The sequence below is a fragment of the Agrobacterium sp. LR_9 genome (assembly GCF_041954855.1).
GTDB lineage: Bacteria > Pseudomonadota > Alphaproteobacteria > Rhizobiales > Rhizobiaceae > Agrobacterium > Agrobacterium leguminum.
Window position 1 is genome coordinate 119911 of the sequence record NZ_JAVAYA010000012.1, and the last position, 20234, is coordinate 140144.

Here is a 20234-nt window from a genome sequence, read left to right on the forward strand (position 1 = left end):
ATGACTGACGATACTGTACCGCACGTTCCAGTTCTCATCATCGGAGGCGGCCAGGCTGGTCTTTCTGTCAGTTGGTACCTGATTCAGCAAGGGATCGAACATATCGTTCTCGAGCGCCACCGGAAATTCGAAAGCTGGCGCAACAATCGCTGGGACAGTTTCTGTCTGGTCACTCCAAACTGGCAGTGCCGGCTGCCCGGCTGGCACTACAAGGGAGCGGATCCGGATGGCTTTATGCTCCGACAAGAAATCGTAGACTATCTGGACGGCTTTGCAGAAAGCTTCAGCCCACCCATCCGCGAAGGGGTGGACGTCACGCATGTCTCGCCTCGCGAAGGCGGCGGATACTGGATCGAGACCAGCTCTGGCAACTTGACTGCAGACCAGGTTGTGGTTGCGACAGGCGGGTATGACAATCCAATCGTGCCGTCCTACGCGGCAGATCTGGACGCCTCTATCCTACAGATGCACTCGCGCGATTACCGGCGTCCCTCGCAACTGCCAGATGGCGGTACCCTGATTGTGGGCACGGGCCAATCTGGCGTGCAGATCATGGACGACTTTCATCTGGAAGGTCGTCCGGTGCACCTGGCAGTAGGGCCGGCTCCGCGCAGCCCGCGCAAATACCGCGGGCGCGACGCAACCGACTGGCTTTACGATGCAGGAACGTATGCCGTCACGATCGATACCCATCCCGATCCCATTAAAGCCTTGACCCAGACCAACCATTACATGTCCGGGCGCGACGGCGGCAAGGAGATCGATCTGCGCAAATATGCACTGGAGGGCGTGCGGCTGTACGGATCTGTCGCGGGTGCCTCGGGCACGATGATGACGTTCCTGCCCGACCTCGAAAAGAACCTCGATGACGCTGACCGAAGCTATATGGGCATTCGCAAGCAGATCGATGCGTGGATCGCCGCGCAGGCAATCGATGTTCCACAGGAGCCCCCATTCGAAAAGGTCTGGCGCCCAGCTCAAGAAATCACCGAAGTTGATCTGGCGGAAGCAGGCATAACGTCGATCATCTGGGCGATCGGTTTCCGTCCGGATTATTCGTGGCTGAAGGTCGACTGCCTGGATCAGCGAGGCAAGCCTGTGTTCCGTCGCGGCGTGACGGATGCACCTGGTTTGTACTTTATTGGCCTTGGCTGGTTGAACACCTGGGGCTCGGGCCGATTTCTTGGCATCGACGAGGACAGCCAGTATCTCGCTCAACAAATAGTGGCACTCGAAAAGGACAGGCTGGCCGCATGAGCACCTTTCAGCTCGCCAGGCATGAAGGAACGGAGCTTATTGAACGCCACGTTCTAGGCATGGCGGAAATGGGCTACAGCGGCATTTCGGAGCAATGGCTCAAGCGACGCGCCGGTGATTTGCACTGGCGGCTCATCGCGCGCGCCATGGGACAGCGGGATGCTGTTTTCACTTGCTCACAGGGCGAACCACTTTATGCGGCTTTTTGTGCGACCAGCTTGCAGCTCGTGAGACCTCATCTTCCCCGTCTGGGCGGGGAGATGACACTGGCTGCGGATCTCTTCCGCGTCAGTCACGGGCGTCTTGCGTCGCTTCTCCGCATCTACGCAGATGGTGATACTGTGGGTCGCATGATTTTGGTTTCGACCTTTGTGGGACGCTCCGAACCGGGGATCAACCGGTCGGTCGTCCGGCGGAGCCCGCGGGCGTTGGCGATGCCCCCTGAGGCTCCGCTCGTGGTTCGTCGCTTGGCGGAGCAGGCTTCCGCCATCACGCGTGAGATCCGCAACCACGGACTGAAATTCGCCGACATGTCAGAAGCGCAAATGGTCCTGCCGTGCCCCGCCACAGACTTCAATGCTGCCGGACTTCTGTACTTTCCGAGCTACAGCGCTTTGGCGGATCGGGCGCTGTTTCAAGCAGGTGAAAAGAACACGTCAATGATAACCTGCCGGCACGTCGTTTATCTCGGTAATATAGAGCCAGGCGAATGCATGAATATCAAATTCCAAAATTTCCCAAAGGGCCTCGCTATAATGCAACGGGGAGCAGACAGTCGGCCGTTAGCGGTGATGCGCGTCCGTTTCAATCGCGGCGACTGGAGCTTGGCGAACGGCGTACTAAGGGGCGGCCGCTCATAATTCAAACGCTAGCAAATCCGTGAGCTGGAGTTAGTATCTCTGCCCGCGAGTGCTTCTCGTGCGAGTACGAATATACCGAGCAGGTTCTCTAGTGCAGCACGCAGACGCCCATTCATGAACTAAGCGAATAAAGCCACTTTGGGAGCGCTTATTTGACATTGCAAGAAGATTTGCTGCAAGGTTGCGCGCTTGGCATCCTAAGGTGTGGGCGTGGGAGCTTGCGTACTTAATCGGGAACTAGAGGCTTTGGCAATGTTTGGCCGCGTCAGTAATCATATGGGGCGTGAGAGACACTTGGCCGGATTAAACGGACCAGCACGGAGTTCAGTAACTGGCCTCTGCAGGCGAGCTTTGGCGCCGCGGTATGGTTTGTCAGCATGCACATCTCCGCCATCTTGAAGCTCCCTCTATTACATTCGAACCAGGGTTGCCTTGATCACCTCGATAAGCCACGTGAGGGCCGGATTTGACACCACCTGATCCCGCCACAGGAGATTGACGTCGAAACGCGGGCACTCAAATGGCAGCGCGTGGAATATGATCCCGGGACGCCGGGCAAAAAAACGGGCTGCAGTAGAGGGCATCGTAGCGATCAGATCGCTACTTTCCACGATCTCCGGCAGCACGACGAAGTGCCGCGACCGCACCACAATCTGCGGCTCTATCCTGCCGATGATATCATCCGGAAAATCTCCCGCTCCCGCCTGCCAGTGCCCGCTGCCACTGGCGATCACCGCGTGGCCTTCGCGGAGGAAATCATCGATCGTCAGGCTGTCGCCTATTCTAGGATGGGAACTGCTTGCGATACAGGCGTAACGCTCCTCGAAAATGGTGAGAAAGCGTATATCGGGAACCGACGGAGAAATGTTGCCGAGAACGAGATCTACCTTGTTGGAGCGAAGCCACTCGTCTGCGTTGGGAACCGTGAGTGGAACGATCTCAAGCTTGATGCCGGGGGCCTCCCGCCGCAGATGCGTGATGATTGGTGGAACGAACGACATTTCTCCCAGGTCAGTCAGGGCTATCGTAAAGGTCAACTGCGAGGAGGCGGGCGAGAATTCGGGGCGCGGAAAAAAGGCGTTGTCGAGCGCCTGTAAAGGCAGACGCGACTCCTGATAGATCTGCGTTGCACGCGCTGTTGGTGTGACACCGTTGCGATTACGAATAAAAAGCGTGTCACCCGTTAGGTCACGCAGTCGAGCGATACCATGGCTGACTGATGGCTGAGACAGGCTCAGCCTTTTGGCGGCCGCGCTGACGCTGCCCGTCTCTACGACGGCTATGAGAATTCTTGCGAGGTTTAGGTCGTGCATCGAGTGATTTCCGGGTCTTACCCCTTGTTATCACGCGATCATCAGATTGTAATCCGGGGAAGGTGCAACTATACCCCCCGGGGATGTGATTTACTATGGTACCATCAGTGGACGATTATCCTCAACAATGTACTCCGGCGTGAGATCGCGCGCGTTAGGGCATCCGATCTGAGCCAGCGTATTGTCGATTTCGGCCATAAGAAGCTTGATGACTTCGGATGCCCCCTGCTCGCCGCGTGCGGCCAAGCCGTATAACACCGCCTTGCCCAGGAGGACGGTATTGGCGCCCAGCGCAAGCGCCTTCACGATATCGGATCCGCGACGATAGCCACTGTCGACCAGTATCGGCTGGGTAATTCTGCTACGTGTCTCCGCTATAACCTGAAACGGAGCGAGCGCGTCGTTCAGCTGGCGGCCACCATGGTTCGATAGGATCACGCCGTCGGCACCAGCGTCGATGCATTTGACGGCGTCGTCGGCGCGAAGAATGCCCTTGACCAGCAGTTCGTGCGGCCAGATCGTGCGTAGCCACTTTAAGCCTTCCCAATCGAAGCTGGCGTCCATAGCGCGGCTCATGATCGCCGCCTGCTTGGTAACGTCGCTTGCGTCCTTGCTGACAAAATTTGCAAGCTGTGGCATGCCATTCATCATAAAGTCGAAGGACCACCGCGGATGCGTGACGCCATCGAGGACAACGCTCGGCGTGATCTTCATCGGCACCTTAAAGCCGCTTCGCACATCGCGTTCGCGCAATCCGTTGACTCCGACATCAGTAGTCAGAACAAGCTTGGTGTATCCAGCATCCTTAGCCCGCTGAACGAGTTCTTCGGAAAATGCACGGTTCAGGACGTAGAGCTGGAACCACTTGTCACCACCTGCACCTTCGGCCACTTCCTCGATGGTCGAGGTCGACGCACTGGAAAGGCCGAAGGGAATGCCAGCCCTTTCGGCAGCGCGCGCCAGCGCGATATCGCCATTCGGCCAAAAGCATCCGTTGAGGCCGGTGGGCGCGACCATGATCGGCGCCGCCTGGGTTTTTCCAAACAACTCGATCGACAGATCTCTTTTGCTCACATCGGTCAGGCGTTTCGGCTGGAAGTTGACACGATCGAAGATCGCCCGGTTATGGGCAAGCGCACGCTCGTCGCCTGCACCGCCTTCAAGATAATCGAAAACCATCTTGGGCAGACGCGATTGCGCCAGCTTGCGATAATCAGCAACATTGATCGGGTTTTGCGTGGTCAGCGAGCTCAAAGCACCGGCGCCAATAGCGCCGCCAACCAAGCCGCAGGCGGCGCCCACGAACAAATCCCGACGAGTGATAGACATGATGTATCCTAGTGCTGTGAGAATACGTCGTTGTGACGCTGATGTATGGTCAAACGGGGCATCACCGCCGTACTTGCCTGATCCTTGTCGCCGAACCAGCGGCCAGCATTCGGAAAAGCAGTTGGCAAACTTGCCCCACGCAGCGTGGATTAAGATCGGCCTTGAAATTAGTCAAATTTGGTTATTTCACGTGCTGATATTCAAGTTTCGAATATCACAAGACTGTCTCAAGCTCGTTCGTGAGCTTTACCACACAACCACGCAGACCTTTGGTAATCCTCCCCGCATGGGCTTCAAACCGCTGATTTGATGCGCGCAAAATCAATCGATCCTGTCGCGTTCGCGACCGACCTTAGGCTGCCCGCCAGTTGACCAACGGCTGCGTTGAAGTCGGATCGCAGTGTTTCGAAATCACTCGCGAAGGGCTCGTTCAGGCGGAATGTCAAGTTCCCGCTCGACAGATGCTTCAGCCCCGCAAGGCCCGACGTCGCCTGTGCCATCTGCTGGTCCCGCTCACGCTCAAGTTCCGCGACCCGCAGTCGCTCCGCCTCGGTGGCGGAGCGCGTCGCAATGCGAGAATATGTGCTGAGCCGCTTAACAAAAATCGCCCAGGCCGCCGATCGTTGTCTACAGCCTGTTTTATGGCACGCAGCAACTCCGGTGCACGCTGCTCCTCCTCCATGATGGCGGTATCAATCTACGAACGAAGCCGACTGGATCGGTCTTTGCTGATAGTACGGTCGTTTCGTCATCTCACGTCAAATACGGACGATTTGTCTGGAGCAGGGTTAGAGCCAACGTCGTCTTGTCACACTGACGTGGTCCGTTCACAAGTACGACTGGCGTATCTTCGAGCGCAACCCTAATTCGCTCGGCTGCGCCTCGCGGATATCCGCAACCTTCTAATCGAAGGCTTGTGCATCAACATGTGCTGGATCTATGTCGTTTCGTGTCGGCGGAATGGCGTATTCATGAAACTCGATCAGCACCACCATTACTTTGACGTCCTCGGTTGAGCTCGGTCGTCGGTCCATTTTGGTGGCGCTCCAAACCGACTAGCGATCAAGCCGACCAGACCGGGTGAACGCCCAAAGGTCTCGCACGCGGCGTGCTTGGGTGTGCCGCCGAACCAGGACTGGACGCGATGTGCCGAAGGCAGCGAGAGATCGAGGCCGTTTCGATCCTGACCATCGACTATGAGTTTCGAGAACTCGTTCCCAAAGGTCGCCGCTAGTGCGTAAGCGTCTCCAACCAGGGATACTCGCGGCGTGTTTGAAATCGCGTTGGCTCCGCGCGCCCAGACTGTCGCAGCAACTTGATTGCCTGATTGGTCAATCGCTTCTGCTTCAACGGCAATCCCGCCGAGCCCGATTGGCAAGCGTGGAGCTGCTATTGGAAGCGCAAAACCGGTTCCGAGCGTTAACGCCGCAGATGCTCCCGCTGCCACCGTGTCCGTTGGCACGATATCTGTGATGACCGCACGAACGCTTATGTCGGAACCCTGCCCGTAAGGCACCATGTCAAACCTATCGCTCAGCGATATACAGAGCGCGCGATCGAGGATGTTCGCAACCATTCTGCGATCATCCAGGGATCCTGCTCGCGAGGCAGCATCATGGGTGAAACTCGCAGGAATGATCGTAGCTGTCTTCAATGGTGACAGAGCTACGCGGTCAACATACGTGCGCCGCTTCGACAGGGTGCCTTTCTCAGAACTAAGACGACTGTACGAGCTTAGCGTACCGCCCTCTTTCAGAGGCACGGAGGTGCATGCTGCAAGCAAGGGCATAGCCAAGAGGAAAAAAAGCTGAGAACGGCACGACGATACCGATGTTCCATCAAGACGCGACGGGTGGTCCAAGGTGAAACGCTGTCTGCCCCTTCCGGACAATATCGCAATTGTCTGCGCGGTTTTATCCCTCGCAGTATATAGCCCCATCAACGTTCGGCACCCCTGCCCGCGCGCTCAGTCGGGCTAAAAGGCAACCTCTCTATTGCAAGCCTAGTCGCACCCTCCGATTGCGACGAGACGGCGATTGGAAAACGGTAATCGTGGATATCGGCTGGCGTGTGCTTACCCTGCATCCTCGAGATCAGCGCATTGAGCGGTGGCGACAGTAGCCAGTTGCGAGTGATAATACCCAAGCGGGTGCGAGGCGTAGATAGCCCCGTAAATAGCTGCTTCTGCTTTTGCGCGACCAGCGGGCGCTGGGCGGCTTCGAAGCGAGACAAGGCGGCGGAAGAGATACCATGAGTGGCCAGCTCTCCTGCGAGCCGGTAAGCGCCGGTCAATGCAAGAAGCGCACCTGCACCTGACGCAGGTGAAGCGCAATATGCGGCATCGCCGACGAGCACCACCCGCCCCGACGACCATGATGGCATTTGCACTTGGGCGAGCGCATCAAAGTAAAAATTGGGAGCACTGTCGGTCTCCTCGAGCAACGCTGGTACATGCCAGCCGAGACCCGTGAAGGCTTGGCGAAGCAAAGCGCGCTGCTTGTCGACGTCGCGGTAATCGTAGCTGAGCGGAGTCTCGCTGCGGAACATGAAGTTGATCTGTCCAAATCCGGGCTCGGCATGGAAGATTGCCGCGGATTTTCCAGGCTCGTTGTAAAACGTCACCCAGCCGTATTCCCCCATGGGAAGATCGACGTTCAGAAACGAAAAGTAGTGCTGCTTGAATTTTAAAAACTTTTCTTCTTCTCCGAACACGGAGCGACGAACGCTCGAATGTAGCCCATCCGCGCCGATAACGAGATCGAATCGTCTAGGACTCCCTTTTGCGAAGGTGACATCTACCCCGCCTTCATCTTGCTGGAGGGTTTCGATCGTTTCGCCAAATATGTAATTTACGTCATTCTTGGTCGCATCGAAGAGCAGTTCCGCAAGATCCCCGCGCTTGATCTCCAGATCCTCGGAACCCACCATCCGTTCCATCGCCTCAAGTGGCATTCTCGCGCGTTCCCGATCGCGGTGATCGACGAAGCGCATGCCCTTGATTTTTAGTACCTTGGCGCGAATAGCAGATGTTAGGCCCATTCTCTCGACAACGACGAGCGCTTCGGACCTTATATCCACGCCGTTTCCGCCGCGGCGCAACTCTGACGCCTGCTCCACGATAGTCACCTCGAAGCCGGCGCGGACAAGCCAGAAGGCGGCTGTCGGTCCTGCAATACTGGCGCCGACGATCAGGACTTTGGGCCGGTTGCCGGCAACACTATTAGCTTTTGACATATCTCATGCTCCTGCATATAAGATACACGTCGCATCCTATCTCGCGGGAGTCAAGATGCGGCTCGCATCTTATTTTGAGGTCGTAATGGATACAAAGGCGCAAAGACGACGTGGCCCCGAATTGGACGAAGCGATTCTTCAGGCGGTCTGGGATGAGTTATCGACTAAAGGATACGGTGGACTGACGTTAGATTCGGTTGCAAGCCGAGCGGGGACTAGCAGACCAGTTCTTCATCGTCGGTGGAAAAGCCGGAGCGAGCTTGTGATGGCAGCCTTAGCCCGCTACGTAGCGCTCAACCCGATCAGTATCCCGGACCAAGGAAGCATCCGGAGCGAGATGGTGCTGCTGCTCAAGCGGCTTTCAGAGAGAGCTCAGTCTCATTTGATGCGGATCCTCGTGGATATGCGAGAGGATCTTTTGAAAGACAATCTGAGTTTCGCCGATGTCCCCGGCAGGCTCGGAGAACATGGATTAGTGGCTGAGATTCTGACGCGTGGAGCAAATCGTGGTGAAATCGACCTCTCACACGTTACAACCCGTGTAGCGGCGTTGCCAATTGAACTGGCACGCCACGACATGCTGATGACGCTGAAGCCTCTGTCGGACAAAAGCATCGAAGAAATTGTAGACGAGGTCTTCTTGCCTCTCGTTTTGCGACCATCGAGATAATTCCAACCGCCAATGCACCGCAGCGCTTTTTTTTGCTCCCCGCCTAAGAACTAGACCTCTTAAAGCTGGAGTGAACCGCACCGCGTTTGCGGAGGCTATTTCATTTAAGTTATGCGGAATTATGTAGCAGATGCCACAAAGTAGGCACTACGCAGTACAGTTCAACTCAGCGGCGTCCTCAATGAGGCACCGCGGCTTCCCTATGCCCGAAACCGCGTCTGGATGACGACGACTGCCCTTGTCATTCAACTTGGAAAACGGCAACTCCCGAGGGTCGAATGCTGGCTGGTTTAAAGTCAGGCTTTACAGTCGATCCTCTACGTCGAAGTTGGGACGCGACAGCCGCTCGTCCTTTGGTCTGGACTGCGTGGTAACCTGCTGATGTAGCATCAGTCGCGGATGTCCCTTTGGAAAAGTCGTGGTTCAGGGGATAAGCCGTCATTGCCAATGCGCCAGCATTCCGCGCCTACGCTTCTTTTCCGCTAGTCCTGCTTTCGCGTCGGACAGGAGCCACCGGGGTCGCTGTTGCGTAGCTTGGTTTCCGGCTGGCTCAGCAAGCGGTTTGGCGAGATAGGATAGAGGGGTTCGTTCGCTCGTTTTGATATACGCTTCGACCGGCATGTCTGCGAGTAGACTGAAGTTGCCAAGTTAGACAGCTCCTCCGGCTCGATCTGGATACGGCGGTATACCAGCTTTCACCGGTTTGTGGATTGTGAGCCAGGTCAGCGGCGACCGTTTTTACCTAACCAGCAATTTCCGGAGTTGTGCGCTGGTTTAAAGCAAACGGCGCCTTCAGACGGTCTGTTCAAAACCTTCCTGATCTCATTCATCACTTTGCAGCCGGAACGGGTTCGGGTAAGCGCGGGCTTTCATCATCCTCGAAAAGAAACCCGCCGCCGTAGTGGCGGGCTGACCTCTTTTTGTGCGCACTGATTTTAGCGTATGGAGAAACGCTCAGGTCGGAACGTCGCGAGCATGGGATGTTCGGTCCCCGTCGCAACCTCGAATGCGAGTAATTCGCCGACGATGAGACCCAGTGTTGCGCCGCTATGGCTGAAGGCCACGTAATAGCCGGGGATAGCTTTGATAGCCCCGATCACTGGCTCCCCGTCGCCAGGTATGGGCTTGCCACCAACACCGATCGAAGCGACCTCGAGCTGCGGATGGCCCTCCATTACCTTCGAAGCTTCTGCCAGAAGCTCTGCAACGGCGGCGTTGTCAATGTCATAGCTGCCGTCTGCGTGCACTCTCACACCCTCGTCAGCCGCCCAGTCGGCATCAAGCGAAAAGGTACTTCCCGGCCCTGGGCGAACAGCGACTCGTGGTGTGTTGAGAACAGCCCGCAGGGGATGCGCGAGCGGTTTGGTCTGCACGAGAAGCGCGACGGGTGTCCCGTCGCCGATCGTCTGTCCGCTTTCCGCAGCCATCTTCGGCACGGCCGGGCCCGTCGCGAGCACAACAGCATCGGCTCGATGGAGATGACCTTCTGCAGTTTCCGCACCGACGGCACGACCACCCTCGAGCACGACCCGCGCGGCGCCTTGGTCTGTCACCAGAACGCCCCCTAGCCCGGAAAACTCCTTGAGAAGCACACCGATCAATGTCGGCAGATCAACCCAGCCCTCCCCGGCATTGAAAATTGCACCCTTCGGGGTGATTGCGCGCGCATCGACACCAGGCGCGACACTTGCGACTTCGGCTGCGGAAAGCCTCAGTGCGTCATAGGCAAGCGAAACCTCGTGGCGATAGGCCACGTCGATCTCGTTGCGCTCGTCATCCGCATCCCAGGTCAGGCCGCCATCGAAGCGGAGCCATTCTGCGTCGGGGTTCCGCGATGCGAGCGTCCGATATCGGTCGATGCCCGCCATACGCAGTCGATGATATGGTTCCGAGCGCATACGCGCCGAGTTGAGCCAGGAGAGCGAGCGACCTGAGGCGCCATTGGCGGGCGGGCCGTCATTGAGGATCGTGACCTGGATGCCGCGTCGCGCAAGCTGCACGCCGGTCGAAACTCCGAAGATACCGGCACCGATGATAACGGCCGAGGAGATGGTGTTGTCGGTCATGGGGTTGGCTTTCATTCAATTGTCAAACGGATGGTGTGAAGCGGTCAGGGCTTTTCCCAGCGACCACTGGCGGCAGAGCGGAAGAGGGCGTCAATTGCCTTCATGTTCGCAACCGCGTCGCCAAGCCCCGTCTCGAGTGGCTCTCCGGAGAGAATGGCTTCGGCGAATGCATCGGCCTGCTCGCGATACTGGTCGACCTGCCCGATCATGATCTCCTCGCGTCCACCGCCGGCAAGATCGTGGCCGTCATCGAAGATAAGGACAGTCGGTTCATTGGCCGGTGCATTGAAAGGTATGGGAATTTCCAGACGCCCGCGCGTTCCAAGCACCGTAACCTTTTGCGTGAGGGAAAGCTGCGTGGAACAGGTGAAGGCAAGTTGCCTTCCCTCCGGAAATGCCAGCAACCCGCTCGTCAGCCTGTCCGTGCCAAAGACGGGATCGCGCTCCATGAGCGCAATGGCCTGCACCGGTTCCGCGTCGAACAGAAAGCGCGCTGTGTTGATGGCATAACAACCGACATCGAACAGGCCGCCCCCGCCAATATCGGCCTGGTTACGCACATTTGCGGGATCGTCGAGATAATAGGAAAAGATCGTCTGGATGACCCTGGCCTCGCCAAGGCGCCCTGCAGCGAGCATCGCACGCGCTTTCTTCCATTGCGGATGGTGGCGAACCATAAAGGCTTCGGCGACGGGCAGGCCCGCGACCTTCTGTGCGGTCGCCAGTTCCACAGCCTGCGCGGCATCAAGCGCGATCGGCTTCTCGCAGAGAACGGGTTTACCCTGCTCCAGCGCCTTGATCGTCAGGGGAACATGCAGATGATTGGGCAAAGGGTTGTAGATTGCATCTATTTCCGGATCAGCCAGTAGATCATCATAGCTGCCATAAGACTTGGCGATGCCGAAGCGCACCGCCATCTCCCTCGCCTTGCCAGCGTCGCGCGAGGCGATCGCTACAACGCGCCCCAGGCGGCTGGACTGGATGGCAGGAATGACTGCCTTCGCCGCGATGCCCGCGCAACCGAGCACGCCCCATCGTATCGTTCGTGTCATGTTTTTCTCCTCCCGGCGCTTAGAGCACTTCCGCAAGGAAGCGCTGAAGACGCGCGCTCTGCGGATTGTCGAATATTGCTTCGGGCGTGCCGGCTTCCACCACGCGCCCTTCGTCCATGAAGACAACCTGATCGGCGACCCGGCGGGCAAATCCCATTTCGTGTGTGACGACGACCATGGTCATGCCGCGCGTGCCGAGTTCGGCCATGAGGTTGAGTACACCCTTGACCAGCTCAGGATCGAGAGCACTCGTCACCTCATCGAAGAGGATGACTTCCGGTTCCATGGCAAGCGCCCGGGCAATGGCGACGCGCTGCTGCTGCCCGCCTGAAAGACCGCCCGGACGGTGATGTTGGCGGCTCGCAAGACCGACATCCGCAAGCCTTGCCTTGGCGATACGCTCGGCCTCGGCTGCCGGCAGGCCTTTGATCTTCGTCAGCGACAGCATGACGTTTTCCAGTGCCGTGTGATCCGGAAAGAGGTTGAAATGCTGGAAAACCATGCCGACACGGCGACGCAGCTTTTCCGGCTTCATGGCGAGAATGCTTTCACCATCGATGAGAATATCGCCACTCTTCGGCTCAACCAGGCGGTTGAGCCCACGCAGCAGGGTTGATTTTCCGGAGCCGGACGGGCCGATGATGCAGGTGACGCTGCCCGGCTTTACGGTGAGGTCGACACCCTTCAGCACGTCGAGATCGCCATAGGCCATGCCGAGACCCCGCACATCCAGACTGCCGCCCTTAAAGGAGACACCGGGTGCGCGGGTCGCACTGTCGAGTTCACTGACCTCTTCCAGCCCACTGGTAATGACGGAAGGACGCTGCTTACCAATCCGCAAGTGATTGTCGATCGCATTGACGACGTGGGTGAGCGGTACGGTGACGATGAGATAAAACACGCCTGCCAGCAGCAACGGTGAAAGATTGCCCGTCACCACCGCCTGGTCCTGCCCTACGCGAAAAATCTCACGCTCGGAGGCCAGAAGCCCAAGGAAATAGACAAGGCTTGAATCCTTGACGTTGCCGATGAACTGGTTGACGAGTGCTGGCAGCACGCGGCGTACGCCCTGCGGCACGACGATCAGGCGCATGCCCTGGCCGTAGCTCATCGACAGAGCGCGACAGGCCTCCATCTGGCCGCGGTCGACGCTCTGGATACCGGACCGGAAAATTTCGCCGATATAGGCGCCGGCAATCAGGCTGAGCGCCAGAATACCGAGTGGATAAGGCGAGGGACCGAAGAGCTCGCGGCCGATGCGGGCAAAACCCTGACCGATGAGGAGGATTGTGACGATGGCGGGCAGGCCGCGGAAAATATCGGTATAAAGACGGGCGGGGATGCGCAGCCATGGCGAGCGGGAAATGCCCATGATGGCGAGTATCATGCCGATGACGACGCCAAGCACCGTCGAAGTCGCAGCCAGTATCAGCGTATTCTTCAGGCCGACCGTGATCATGGTCGGCAGCACTTCGGCCATGGCATTCCAGTCCAGGAAGCTGCGGCGCAGATTTTCAAGCCAGTTCATCAGGATATCCCTTGAAAGAAAGGCCGGCCCGACCGGTGGAAGCCGGACCGGAAGGCGGCATCACTGCTTGGGAAGATATGCCGGCGGCATCGGCGTGCCGGGGAACCACTTTTCGTGCAGCTTTTTCCAGGTGCCGTCCTGCATGGCCTCCTTCAGGCCCTTGTTGAGCGCGTCACGCAACGCATCGTTGCCCTTGCGAATGACGAAACCGGCGGGTGCATCGAAGCTCGGAATATTGACCGCGACTTTCAGCGCCGGGTACCGGGCGGCGTAGTCCTTTGCCGCCTCGAAATCGAGGAAATGGGCATCGACTGTGCCGTTGTTGAGCGCGGAAACGGCAGAGTTGTTGTCGGGGAACTTCACGAGATCAGTGCCGGTAAAGTTCTTCTCGGCATAGATTTCCTGAAGCGTGCCCTGCACGACGCCGAGACGCTTGCCCTTGAGGCCCGTTGCATCGCTGATGCCAGTCTCCGGAGTAATGACGCTCAGGAAACCTGCGAGATAACCATCGGAGAAATCAACAGTCTCCTGACGCTTGGCCGTCGTACCGATTGCAGCCGCCGCCACATCGAAGCGGCCGTTCGCAACCGAGGGCATCAGGGCCGAGAATTCCTGGCCGGTGAACACCACCTGCTCCTTCTTGAAGCCAAGTCGTCCGGCGACATTGAGAAAAAGCTCGATGTCGAAGCCAGTAAAGTTACCGTCGGCAGTGGTGAAGGCATAGGGCTTGGCATCGCCCATCGTGCCGACACTGATGGTGGCGGGATCGATGAGGCCAAGGGGATTGTCGGCAAACGCCGGCGTCGCAGCGCCTGCAACGACACCGAGCGTGACCGCGATCGCGGTGGCACGGATTTTGGCAAAGGGGGAAGTGAAAGCTTCGGTAAATCGCATTGGTTTCGTCTCCTCTGGTGTCGTTGTCTGCGATGTATTCAAGGCGCACGGGTCCCATCCGGGCGGCGGCATGACCTCGCCCGCCCGGCCCATGCAGTTCGCATGTCGGAAGTCTTTTAGATATTTGAGACCGGTCTCAATTAGAAAGAGACCGGTCTCTTTGATTATCGGCAATTGTTATCTTCGCATTTGCCAGTCGTCAAGTTCTCTTGTAAGGCTACCGTTTATGGACAAGAGCCTACCCAAAAATACTTCCGTTACCGTGGCTGACGTCGCGCGCAGGGCCGGCGTCTCGAAGGCAACGGCTGCGCGCGTGCTGGGCGGCTACGGAACTGTAAGCGACCGGGTCCGCGAGGCCGTCACCGCTGCCGCTGATTACCTCGACTATCGCCCCAATGAGCTTGCCCGCAGCATGACAACGGGTCGCTCCGGTGCGATCGGTGTGGTGGTGGGCGATATCGAGAACCCGTTCTTTAGTCTCGCTATGCGCGGCATAACCGATGTCGCCCGACGGGCAGGATTCGCCGTCATCCTCATAAATTCGGGCGAGGATGTTCTCATTGAAAAAGCGGCCATCCGGACCTTGCTTGCTAGGCGAGTAGACGGCCTCATCGTTTCACCGGCCAAGGAAACCGATGTCGAGCACCTTCATGAAGTTGTCCGCTCGGGGTTGCCGCTTGCGTTGCTCGACCGCGGAAGCGACACGCTCGACGTCGACACAGTTATTGCTGACGACCGGCATGCCTCCGAAAGCATCACGCGCCGGCTGATTGCGCTCGGCCACCGCCGCATCGCTTATCTTACCGCCTGCGATACGCCGGACCATCGGTTTCGAACGACAAAAGATATTGTCACCGGTTCCGTGCGTCGACGTATCGAAGGATATCTCGAAGCATGCCGCGAAGCTGGCCTGACCGCCATGGGAGATTGGGTAAAGGTTGGCGCCGCGACCCCGGAAAAAACGCATCGCATCGTTACCGCAATGCTCCAATCGTCACGGCGGCCGACGGCAATCATCGCATCGGACAGTACAATCGCCCTTGAAGTGTTCAAGGTTCACGGCCAACTTGGGCTCAACATTCCCGACGATGTGTCCCTTGTGTCATTTCACGACGCAGACTGGACGTCGGTAACGACGCCCCCCGTTACCGTCGTGCGCCAACCTGTATACGATCTCGGCGCGACGGCGGCTCAAATGTTGGTGGAACGGTTAAATTCTGAAGGTAAGGTGGCGCGAAAAGTAGTCCTGAAAACTGAAATCGTTGAACGAGCGTCCACCCGAGAAGTGTTTTGACTCTGCCGATGTAGTTGAACGGAATCGAACTGCAGCGTGTCATGCCGAAGGTTTCCGAACGGGGGCTCGGTATCGTGGTCGGCGGCCCCTACAGTTCTGGCGCGCTGGTTGGCGGACCGAATTTCGAGTACGCACCGGTGACGGCGCCGATGAGGGAAAAGATCGCCCGCATCAAAACGATCGCCGACCGCTACGGCATCAGCATGAAGGCTGCCGGCCTGCAATTCGCGCTCGCCAACCCGGCTGTGGCGGCGGTCATTCCAGGAGCAAGCCAGCCGAGCCGCATCGCCGAAGACCGCGCAGCTCTTCAAGAAACTGTCCCGGCAGATTTCTGGCAAGAATTGCGCCAATCAGGCCTTGTGAACTCCGCTGCCCCTCTGCCCGCCTGAGCTTTCTGCAATGACGCTCACATCGCCACCGTCGAGATCGGTAAGGAGCACCGCCGCAACCCGCGCCCGTCTGCAGGTATTCAGTCGCTCCAGTGTCGCAAGATCCATCAGCCGAGCCTTTCGACATGGATGCGAATGCGCCCGCCGCAGGAAAGCCCGACACGCCGGGCGGTCTCATCGGCGACGCAGAACTCCAGCATCTTTGCCTTGCCGGTGCCAATGACCTCCAGTGCTTCGGTGATAACGGCGGCTTCGACGCACCCCCCGAAACGGAACGCTCGAAATTGGCGCCGTTGTCGGTCACCCGATGGCGCCGGTATCCACTTCAGCGACCCGATGAGATCGGCGATAGCGTTGAACACATTCTGGAGCAGCTAATCGATCAGAGCACCCAGACAGCAGCGACAGGGTGACACACGAGCCTTCAGCTACCGTGAGGCATTTTCGACCCGGCAAATAGTGCCAAGAACCAAGTGTCTCCCGTTAGCGCGAACAAGATTTGAGGCTGTGCCAAACTGACAGTCAGCGTCCTGGCCACATTTGTAAAAATGTCACCACGGTCTCGTTCAGTTCTTCCTCACTCGCGCCTCCGCTGGCGGCAACAAGGAGACCGTCCGTCGTTGCCTTCAGCAGCATGGCCAATCCACGGGCACTGATCGTTGGGGGAATGTCTCCTTCCCGATCAGCGCGCTCAAACCGTTCAAGGAGCCTCGCGCGCCAAAATCGGCTCTTCTCGAGCACATGTTCACGTATGCCCTCGTCGCCTGGCGCGTAGGCGTTGGAGTGGACCACGCCCATGCTACCTTTCGGACTCGCTGTATTGGTCCGTAAATTAATCGTTGCTCGTAAGAGATGTTCGGCAACACCTCGGCTGGTAGGTTGTCCTAGGCCGTCCAGCATATAGGCTGATTTCTCGCGCTCGTAGAGCTCCATGACCTGCTTAAAAAGCTGTTCCTTATCCCCAAAGGAAGCGTAGAGCGTCGCACGGCTTATCCCCATCGCCGCAATAAGAGTGCCGATGCTCGCCCCCGCATATCCGTGTTTCCAAAAAACCTCCATGGCCGCAGCAAGCGCTGCATCCTGATCGAACTGCCTTGGCCGGCCTGGTCCGGCGGGTCGGCTCAAATTTGAATGGGGGGCATTTTCGGTCACGGCTAGGATACCTCGCGGCGTTGACAATTTGGAACGATCGTTCTACTTATTTCTGGAACGATCGGTCTGGATAATTTCTGGGAGCCAGATTCGACGTTCCTTACGACAAAGGAGTAACTTATGTCATATTCAGAGCAAGAGAAAGCAAACCTGCTTGCAGTCAAGGATGCCCTCGCGGCATCCGCACATGACTTCACCAAATTTTTCGCGGAGATGTTCGCCGAGGACGCCGAATGGACAATCGCAGGTCACGGACCCGTCGCGCGAACCTATTTTGGGATGGAAGATCTTTTTACTAACGCAGAGGAGGCGCTGTTCTCCCGCTTCGCCGAACCCCTGAGAGTCGAACCAAAAGGAATATGGGCCGATGGAGATCGCGTCTTTGCACATATTGAGAGTGCGACGACGGCCAAAGATGGCAAGCCTTATGCCAACAGCTACATGTACATCATGTCGATGAAAGACGGGCGGGTCGTATCTGGCATCGAGTGGCTAGACCTCAATGCCTATTATGAGATCCTCGACCGAGTGCACGTGTAAGGACGACGGCTTGCTTGCCCCATGAGGGCATTGAGCCTGTTCGCGGCGCCGGATTTAACCGGGGTCAAGCATTGAGGGAGCGGTTCATGAACCTCTCCCTTTTTGCCTCAGGGCACTGTCGTGATCAAAACGACGCCATCACGATATAAATTGTGGAAAGGCATGGCGACTCCCAATCGAGGTCAAGCTGCCGGCGGTCATGAGCACGGACCTGCGTTTGGGCGAGCCGCGCTACGCCCGCTGCCCAACATCATCACGCGGAAACGATTCTTGCCACGAAAGTGGCAAAACGAGCAGCAGGCTGCACGTCAAGACCGGGTCGCGATGAACCGCCAAGCTGCTATTGGGGCACGACGATGCGGTGTGACGTAGCGTGCATGGCGGAGATGCCTCGGGTGGCAAGGACGTCTCGTGGATGGTTGAAATGCTGGTTCGGATGAAGCACATGCGCGGCGCTGATCGCAGGTGTGGCGTCCTCCCTTATCGCATCGCTGACGCTTTCCTTTCTCATGACCCGGCAGGAACATGCTTGGATGGCCTGGGGTGGCCCGCCCCACGAGGGTGGGGCGAGCCTCTTGCGGTTATTGCCTCAGAAATCCATTCCCGCGCCGGCGGGCATAGCCGGAGAGGCTTCCTTCTTGGGCTTCTCGGCAATCATCGCTTCCGTCGTTACCAGAAGGCCTGCGACAGAGGCGGCATCCTGGAGCGCCGTACGCACGACCTTGGCCGGATCGATGACGCCCTGCGCGTAGAGGTCACCATACTCGCCGGTCTGTGCGTTCCAGCCAAAGGAGAAGTCCGTCTTCTCGCGCAGCTTGCCGACGATAACCGAGCCTTCCGCGCCGGCGTTTTCGGCAATCTGACGGACGGGCGCCTCGATTGCACGGCGGACGATCTCGACGCCGACCTTCTGATCCTGGTTGGCCGTACCGAGATTGTCGAGGGCCTTTACAGCCCGCAGCAGCGCAACTCCGCCGCCAGGCAGGATACCTTCCTCGACGGCTGCACGGGTGGCGTGCAGCGCGTCATCGACGCGGTCCTTCTTCTCCTTCACCTCGACTTCTGTCGAACCGCCGACCCGGATGACGGCAACACCGCCGGCGAGCTTCGCCAAGCGTTCCTGCAGTTTTTCACGGTCGTAGTCGGAGGTGGTTTCTTCGATCTGCGCCCGGATCTGTGCGACGCGCCCGTCGATCTCCGCCTTGGAGCCAACGCCGTCGATGATGGTGGTGTTCTCCTTCTCGATCGCCACCTTCCTGGCGCGGCCGAGCATGTTGAGCGTGACGTTTTCAAGCTTGATGCCGAGGTCTTCGGAGATAACAGTGCCGCCAGTCAGGATGGCGATATCTTCCAGCATGGCCTTGCGGCGGTCGCCGAAGCCCGGAGCCTTGACCGCAGCGATCTTTAGGCCGCCACGCAGCTTGTTGACGACGAGCGTTGCAAGAGCTTCGCCTTCGACGTCTTCAGCGATGATCAGGAGAGGTTTGCCCGACTGGACCACAGCTTCGAGAACCGGAAGCATCGCCTGAAGGTTCAAAAGTTTCTTTTCGTGGATAAGGATATAGGGATCTTCCAGTTCGACCCTCATCTTGTCCTGATTGGTGACGAAGTAGGGCGACAGGTAGCCGCGGTCGAACTGCATGCCTTCGACGACTTCGAGTTCGGTGTCCGCGGTTTTTGCTTCCTCGACGGTAATCACGCCTTCGTTGCCGACCTTGTCCATCGCCTCGGCTAGATAACGACCGATTTCAGTATCTCCGTTGGCGGAGATTGTACCAACCTGGGCGATTTCGGAATTGCTTGTAATTTTGCGAGCGTTGGTTTTCAGCTCCTTGACGACTGCCTCGACGGCAAGATCGATTCCGCGTTTCAGGTCCATCGGGTTCATGCCGGAGGCGACCGCCTTGGCGCCTTCCTTGACGATTGCTTGGGCCAGAACGGTAGCCGTTGTGGTGCCGTCGCCAGCAAGATCGTTGGTCTTGGAGGCAACTTCGCGCAGCATCTGCGCGCCCATGTTCTCGAACTTGTCTTCAAGCTCGATTTCCTTTGCAACCGAAACGCCGTCCTTGGTGATGCGCGGCGCACCGAACGACTTATCAATCACCACATTGCGGCCTTTCGGGCCGAGCGTCACCTTTACAGCGTTGGCAAGAACATCGACCCCACGCAGCAAGCGCTCACGGGCATCGGTATGGAACTTGACTTCCTTTGCAGCCATTTTTTCAAACTCCTCAATAGGCAGCTATCTGACTGATGGTTGTGCCGTTGGATTTTCAGGCGGCCTTCTTCTTCTCGGCCTGGGCCAGGATGATGCCCATGACATCGCTTTCCTTCATGATCAGCAGGTCTTCGCCATTGATCTTGATCTCGGTGCCTGACCATTTACCAAACAGGATGCGATCGCCTGCCTTGACATCTAGCGCCTGGATCTGTCCGGACTCATTTCGGGCGCCGGGGCCGACGGCGATGACCTCGCCTTCCTGCGGCTTTTCCTTGGCGGTGTCTGGAATGATGATTCCGCCCTTGGTCTTTTCTTCGGATTCGACCCGGCGGATAAGAATGCGATCATGAAGCGGTCGGAACGACATGTTTTCCTCCAATGGACAAACAATGGTGACGTTGTTCCCCTGGGCCGGACCGGATGACCAGTCCGGGC

16 protein-coding genes and 4 pseudogenes are annotated in these 20234 nt (G+C 57.9%); 7 read left to right on the forward strand and 13 right to left on the reverse strand.

The features are described from left to right. Both RAC79_RS15490 and RAC79_RS15495 read left to right on the forward strand, forming a co-directional pair. Complete coding sequence (locus RAC79_RS15490) at positions 1-1257, forward strand: MSMEG_0569 family flavin-dependent oxidoreductase (protein WP_374997226.1); 1257 nt, start codon at positions 1-3, stop codon at positions 1255-1257. Then, positions 1254-2117 (forward strand): Pnap_2097 family protein, encoded by an 864-nt coding sequence (locus RAC79_RS15495; RefSeq protein WP_374997227.1) that lies wholly within the window; start codon positions 1254-1256, stop codon positions 2115-2117. Before RAC79_RS15490 ends, RAC79_RS15495 begins: the two co-directional genes overlap by 4 nt. Positions 2118-2527: 410 nt before the next feature. Here RAC79_RS15495 and RAC79_RS15500 read toward each other — a convergent pair whose 3' ends face one another. From RAC79_RS15500 to RAC79_RS15520, 5 genes and pseudogenes are all read right to left on the reverse strand, one after another. After that, positions 2528-3430: a LysR family transcriptional regulator gene (locus RAC79_RS15500; protein WP_307008291.1), complete on the reverse strand. Its 903-nt coding sequence runs from the start codon at positions 3428-3430 to the stop codon at positions 2528-2530. A 93-nt stretch (positions 3431-3523) separates the two neighbouring features. Beyond that, positions 3524-4759 carry an alpha-hydroxy-acid oxidizing protein gene (locus tag RAC79_RS15505; RefSeq protein WP_142187848.1) on the reverse strand — a complete coding sequence of 412 codons (1236 nt, stop codon included), beginning with the start codon at positions 4757-4759 and terminating at the stop codon, positions 3524-3526. Between the two features lie 320 nt (positions 4760-5079). Then, positions 5080-5328: pseudogene (locus RAC79_RS15510) on the reverse strand (methyl-accepting chemotaxis protein); the annotation flags it as partial. Between the two features lie 425 nt (positions 5329-5753). Beyond that, on the reverse strand, positions 5754-6698 hold the full coding sequence (locus tag RAC79_RS15515; RefSeq protein WP_374997262.1) for a DUF3313 domain-containing protein: 945 nt from the start codon (positions 6696-6698) through the stop codon (positions 5754-5756). After that, positions 6698-7993 (reverse strand): FAD-dependent monooxygenase, encoded by a 1296-nt coding sequence (locus RAC79_RS15520; protein ID WP_374997228.1) that lies wholly within the window; start codon positions 7991-7993, stop codon positions 6698-6700. The genes RAC79_RS15515 and RAC79_RS15520 overlap by 1 nt, the downstream gene beginning before the upstream one ends. Before the next feature lie 55 nt (positions 7994-8048). Here RAC79_RS15520 and RAC79_RS15525 point away from each other — a divergent pair, with 55 nt between their 5' ends. After that, the gene (locus tag RAC79_RS15525) at positions 8049-8663 is read left to right on the forward strand and encodes a TetR/AcrR family transcriptional regulator (RefSeq protein ID WP_307008284.1); all 615 of its coding nucleotides are present in this window, start codon (positions 8049-8051) and stop codon (positions 8661-8663) included. Positions 8664-9598: 935 nt separating this feature from the next. Here the strand turns inward: RAC79_RS15525 and RAC79_RS15530 are convergent. Genes RAC79_RS15530 through RAC79_RS15545 form a run of 4 tightly spaced genes read right to left on the reverse strand, consistent with a single transcriptional unit; the run spans position 9599 to position 14203 of the window. Beyond that, positions 9599-10729 (reverse strand): NAD(P)/FAD-dependent oxidoreductase, encoded by a 1131-nt coding sequence (locus RAC79_RS15530; RefSeq protein ID WP_374997229.1) that lies wholly within the window; start codon positions 10727-10729, stop codon positions 9599-9601. A gap of 44 nt (positions 10730-10773) precedes the next feature. Next, positions 10774-11781: a Gfo/Idh/MocA family protein gene (locus RAC79_RS15535; RefSeq protein ID WP_374997230.1), complete on the reverse strand. Its 1008-nt coding sequence runs from the start codon at positions 11779-11781 to the stop codon at positions 10774-10776. 19 nt (positions 11782-11800) lie between these two features. Continuing rightward, on the reverse strand, positions 11801-13309 hold the full coding sequence (locus RAC79_RS15540) for an amino acid ABC transporter permease/ATP-binding protein (protein WP_374997231.1): 1509 nt from the start codon (positions 13307-13309) through the stop codon (positions 11801-11803). 60 nt (positions 13310-13369) lie between these two features. Then, positions 13370-14203, reverse strand: a complete 834-nt coding sequence (locus RAC79_RS15545) for an ABC transporter substrate-binding protein (protein ID WP_374997232.1) — start codon at positions 14201-14203, stop codon at positions 13370-13372. Positions 14204-14429: 226 nt separating this feature from the next. Between RAC79_RS15545 and RAC79_RS15550 the strand changes: the two genes are divergently transcribed. Then, complete coding sequence (locus RAC79_RS15550; RefSeq protein ID WP_374997233.1) at positions 14430-15497, forward strand: LacI family DNA-binding transcriptional regulator; 1068 nt, start codon at positions 14430-14432, stop codon at positions 15495-15497. A gap of 29 nt (positions 15498-15526) precedes the next feature. Then, positions 15527-15886, forward strand: a pseudogene (locus RAC79_RS15555) (aldo/keto reductase); the annotation flags it as partial. A 107-nt stretch (positions 15887-15993) separates the two neighbouring features. Here the strand turns inward: RAC79_RS15555 and RAC79_RS15560 are convergent. Further along, positions 15994-16172: pseudogene (locus RAC79_RS15560) on the reverse strand (XdhC family protein); the annotation flags it as partial. Between the two features lie 236 nt (positions 16173-16408). Beyond that, a complete protein-coding gene (locus RAC79_RS15565) occupies positions 16409-17038 on the reverse strand; it encodes a TetR/AcrR family transcriptional regulator (RefSeq protein ID WP_374997234.1) in 630 nt (209 codons plus the stop codon). 120 nt (positions 17039-17158) lie between these two features. Here RAC79_RS15565 and RAC79_RS15570 point away from each other — a divergent pair, with 120 nt between their 5' ends. Together RAC79_RS15570 and RAC79_RS15575 are read left to right on the forward strand one after the other, a co-directional pair. Continuing rightward, positions 17159-17578: a nuclear transport factor 2 family protein gene (locus RAC79_RS15570; protein ID WP_374997235.1), complete on the forward strand. Its 420-nt coding sequence runs from the start codon at positions 17159-17161 to the stop codon at positions 17576-17578. A gap of 175 nt (positions 17579-17753) precedes the next feature. Next, positions 17754-17834: pseudogene (locus RAC79_RS15575) on the forward strand (electron transfer flavoprotein subunit beta/FixA family protein); the annotation flags it as partial. A 333-nt stretch (positions 17835-18167) separates the two neighbouring features. Here the strand turns inward: RAC79_RS15575 and groL are convergent. Both groL and groES read right to left on the reverse strand, forming a co-directional pair. Then, a complete protein-coding gene (groL, locus tag RAC79_RS15580; RefSeq protein ID WP_374997236.1) occupies positions 18168-19796 on the reverse strand; it encodes a chaperonin GroEL in 1629 nt (542 codons plus the stop codon). Positions 19797-19851: 55 nt separating this feature from the next. After that, positions 19852-20166: a co-chaperone GroES gene (gene groES, locus RAC79_RS15585; protein ID WP_374997237.1), complete on the reverse strand. Its 315-nt coding sequence runs from the start codon at positions 20164-20166 to the stop codon at positions 19852-19854. Positions 20167-20234: the final 68 nt, after the last annotated feature.

What these genes read in the sequence shown, in the direction of transcription:
- RAC79_RS15490 (WP_374997226.1), top strand. Translation starts at nt 1, where the DNA reads ATGACTGACGATACTGTACCGCACGTTCCAGTTCTCATCATCGGAGGC.
- RAC79_RS15495 (WP_374997227.1), top strand. Translation starts at nt 1,254, where the DNA reads ATGAGCACCTTTCAGCTCGCCAGGCATGAAGGAACGGAGCTTATTGAA.
- RAC79_RS15500 (WP_307008291.1), bottom strand. Translation starts at nt 3,430, where the DNA reads ATGCACGACCTAAACCTCGCAAGAATTCTCATAGCCGTCGTAGAGACG.
- RAC79_RS15505 (WP_142187848.1), bottom strand. Translation starts at nt 4,759, where the DNA reads ATGTCTATCACTCGTCGGGATTTGTTCGTGGGCGCCGCCTGCGGCTTG.
- RAC79_RS15515 (WP_374997262.1), bottom strand. Translation starts at nt 6,698, where the DNA reads ATGGGGCTATATACTGCGAGGGATAAAACCGCGCAGACAATTGCGATA.
- RAC79_RS15520 (WP_374997228.1), bottom strand. Translation starts at nt 7,993, where the DNA reads ATGTCAAAAGCTAATAGTGTTGCCGGCAACCGGCCCAAAGTCCTGATC.
- RAC79_RS15525 (WP_307008284.1), top strand. Translation starts at nt 8,049, where the DNA reads ATGCGGCTCGCATCTTATTTTGAGGTCGTAATGGATACAAAGGCGCAA.
- RAC79_RS15530 (WP_374997229.1), bottom strand. Translation starts at nt 10,729, where the DNA reads ATGACCGACAACACCATCTCCTCGGCCGTTATCATCGGTGCCGGTATC.
- RAC79_RS15535 (WP_374997230.1), bottom strand. Translation starts at nt 11,781, where the DNA reads ATGACACGAACGATACGATGGGGCGTGCTCGGTTGCGCGGGCATCGCG.
- RAC79_RS15540 (WP_374997231.1), bottom strand. Translation starts at nt 13,309, where the DNA reads ATGAACTGGCTTGAAAATCTGCGCCGCAGCTTCCTGGACTGGAATGCC.
- RAC79_RS15545 (WP_374997232.1), bottom strand. Translation starts at nt 14,203, where the DNA reads ATGCGATTTACCGAAGCTTTCACTTCCCCCTTTGCCAAAATCCGTGCC.
- RAC79_RS15550 (WP_374997233.1), top strand. Translation starts at nt 14,430, where the DNA reads ATGGACAAGAGCCTACCCAAAAATACTTCCGTTACCGTGGCTGACGTC.
- RAC79_RS15570 (WP_374997235.1), top strand. Translation starts at nt 17,159, where the DNA reads ATGTCATATTCAGAGCAAGAGAAAGCAAACCTGCTTGCAGTCAAGGAT.
- groL (WP_374997236.1), bottom strand. Translation starts at nt 19,796, where the DNA reads ATGGCTGCAAAGGAAGTCAAGTTCCATACCGATGCCCGTGAGCGCTTG.
- groES (WP_374997237.1), bottom strand. Translation starts at nt 20,166, where the DNA reads ATGTCGTTCCGACCGCTTCATGATCGCATTCTTATCCGCCGGGTCGAA.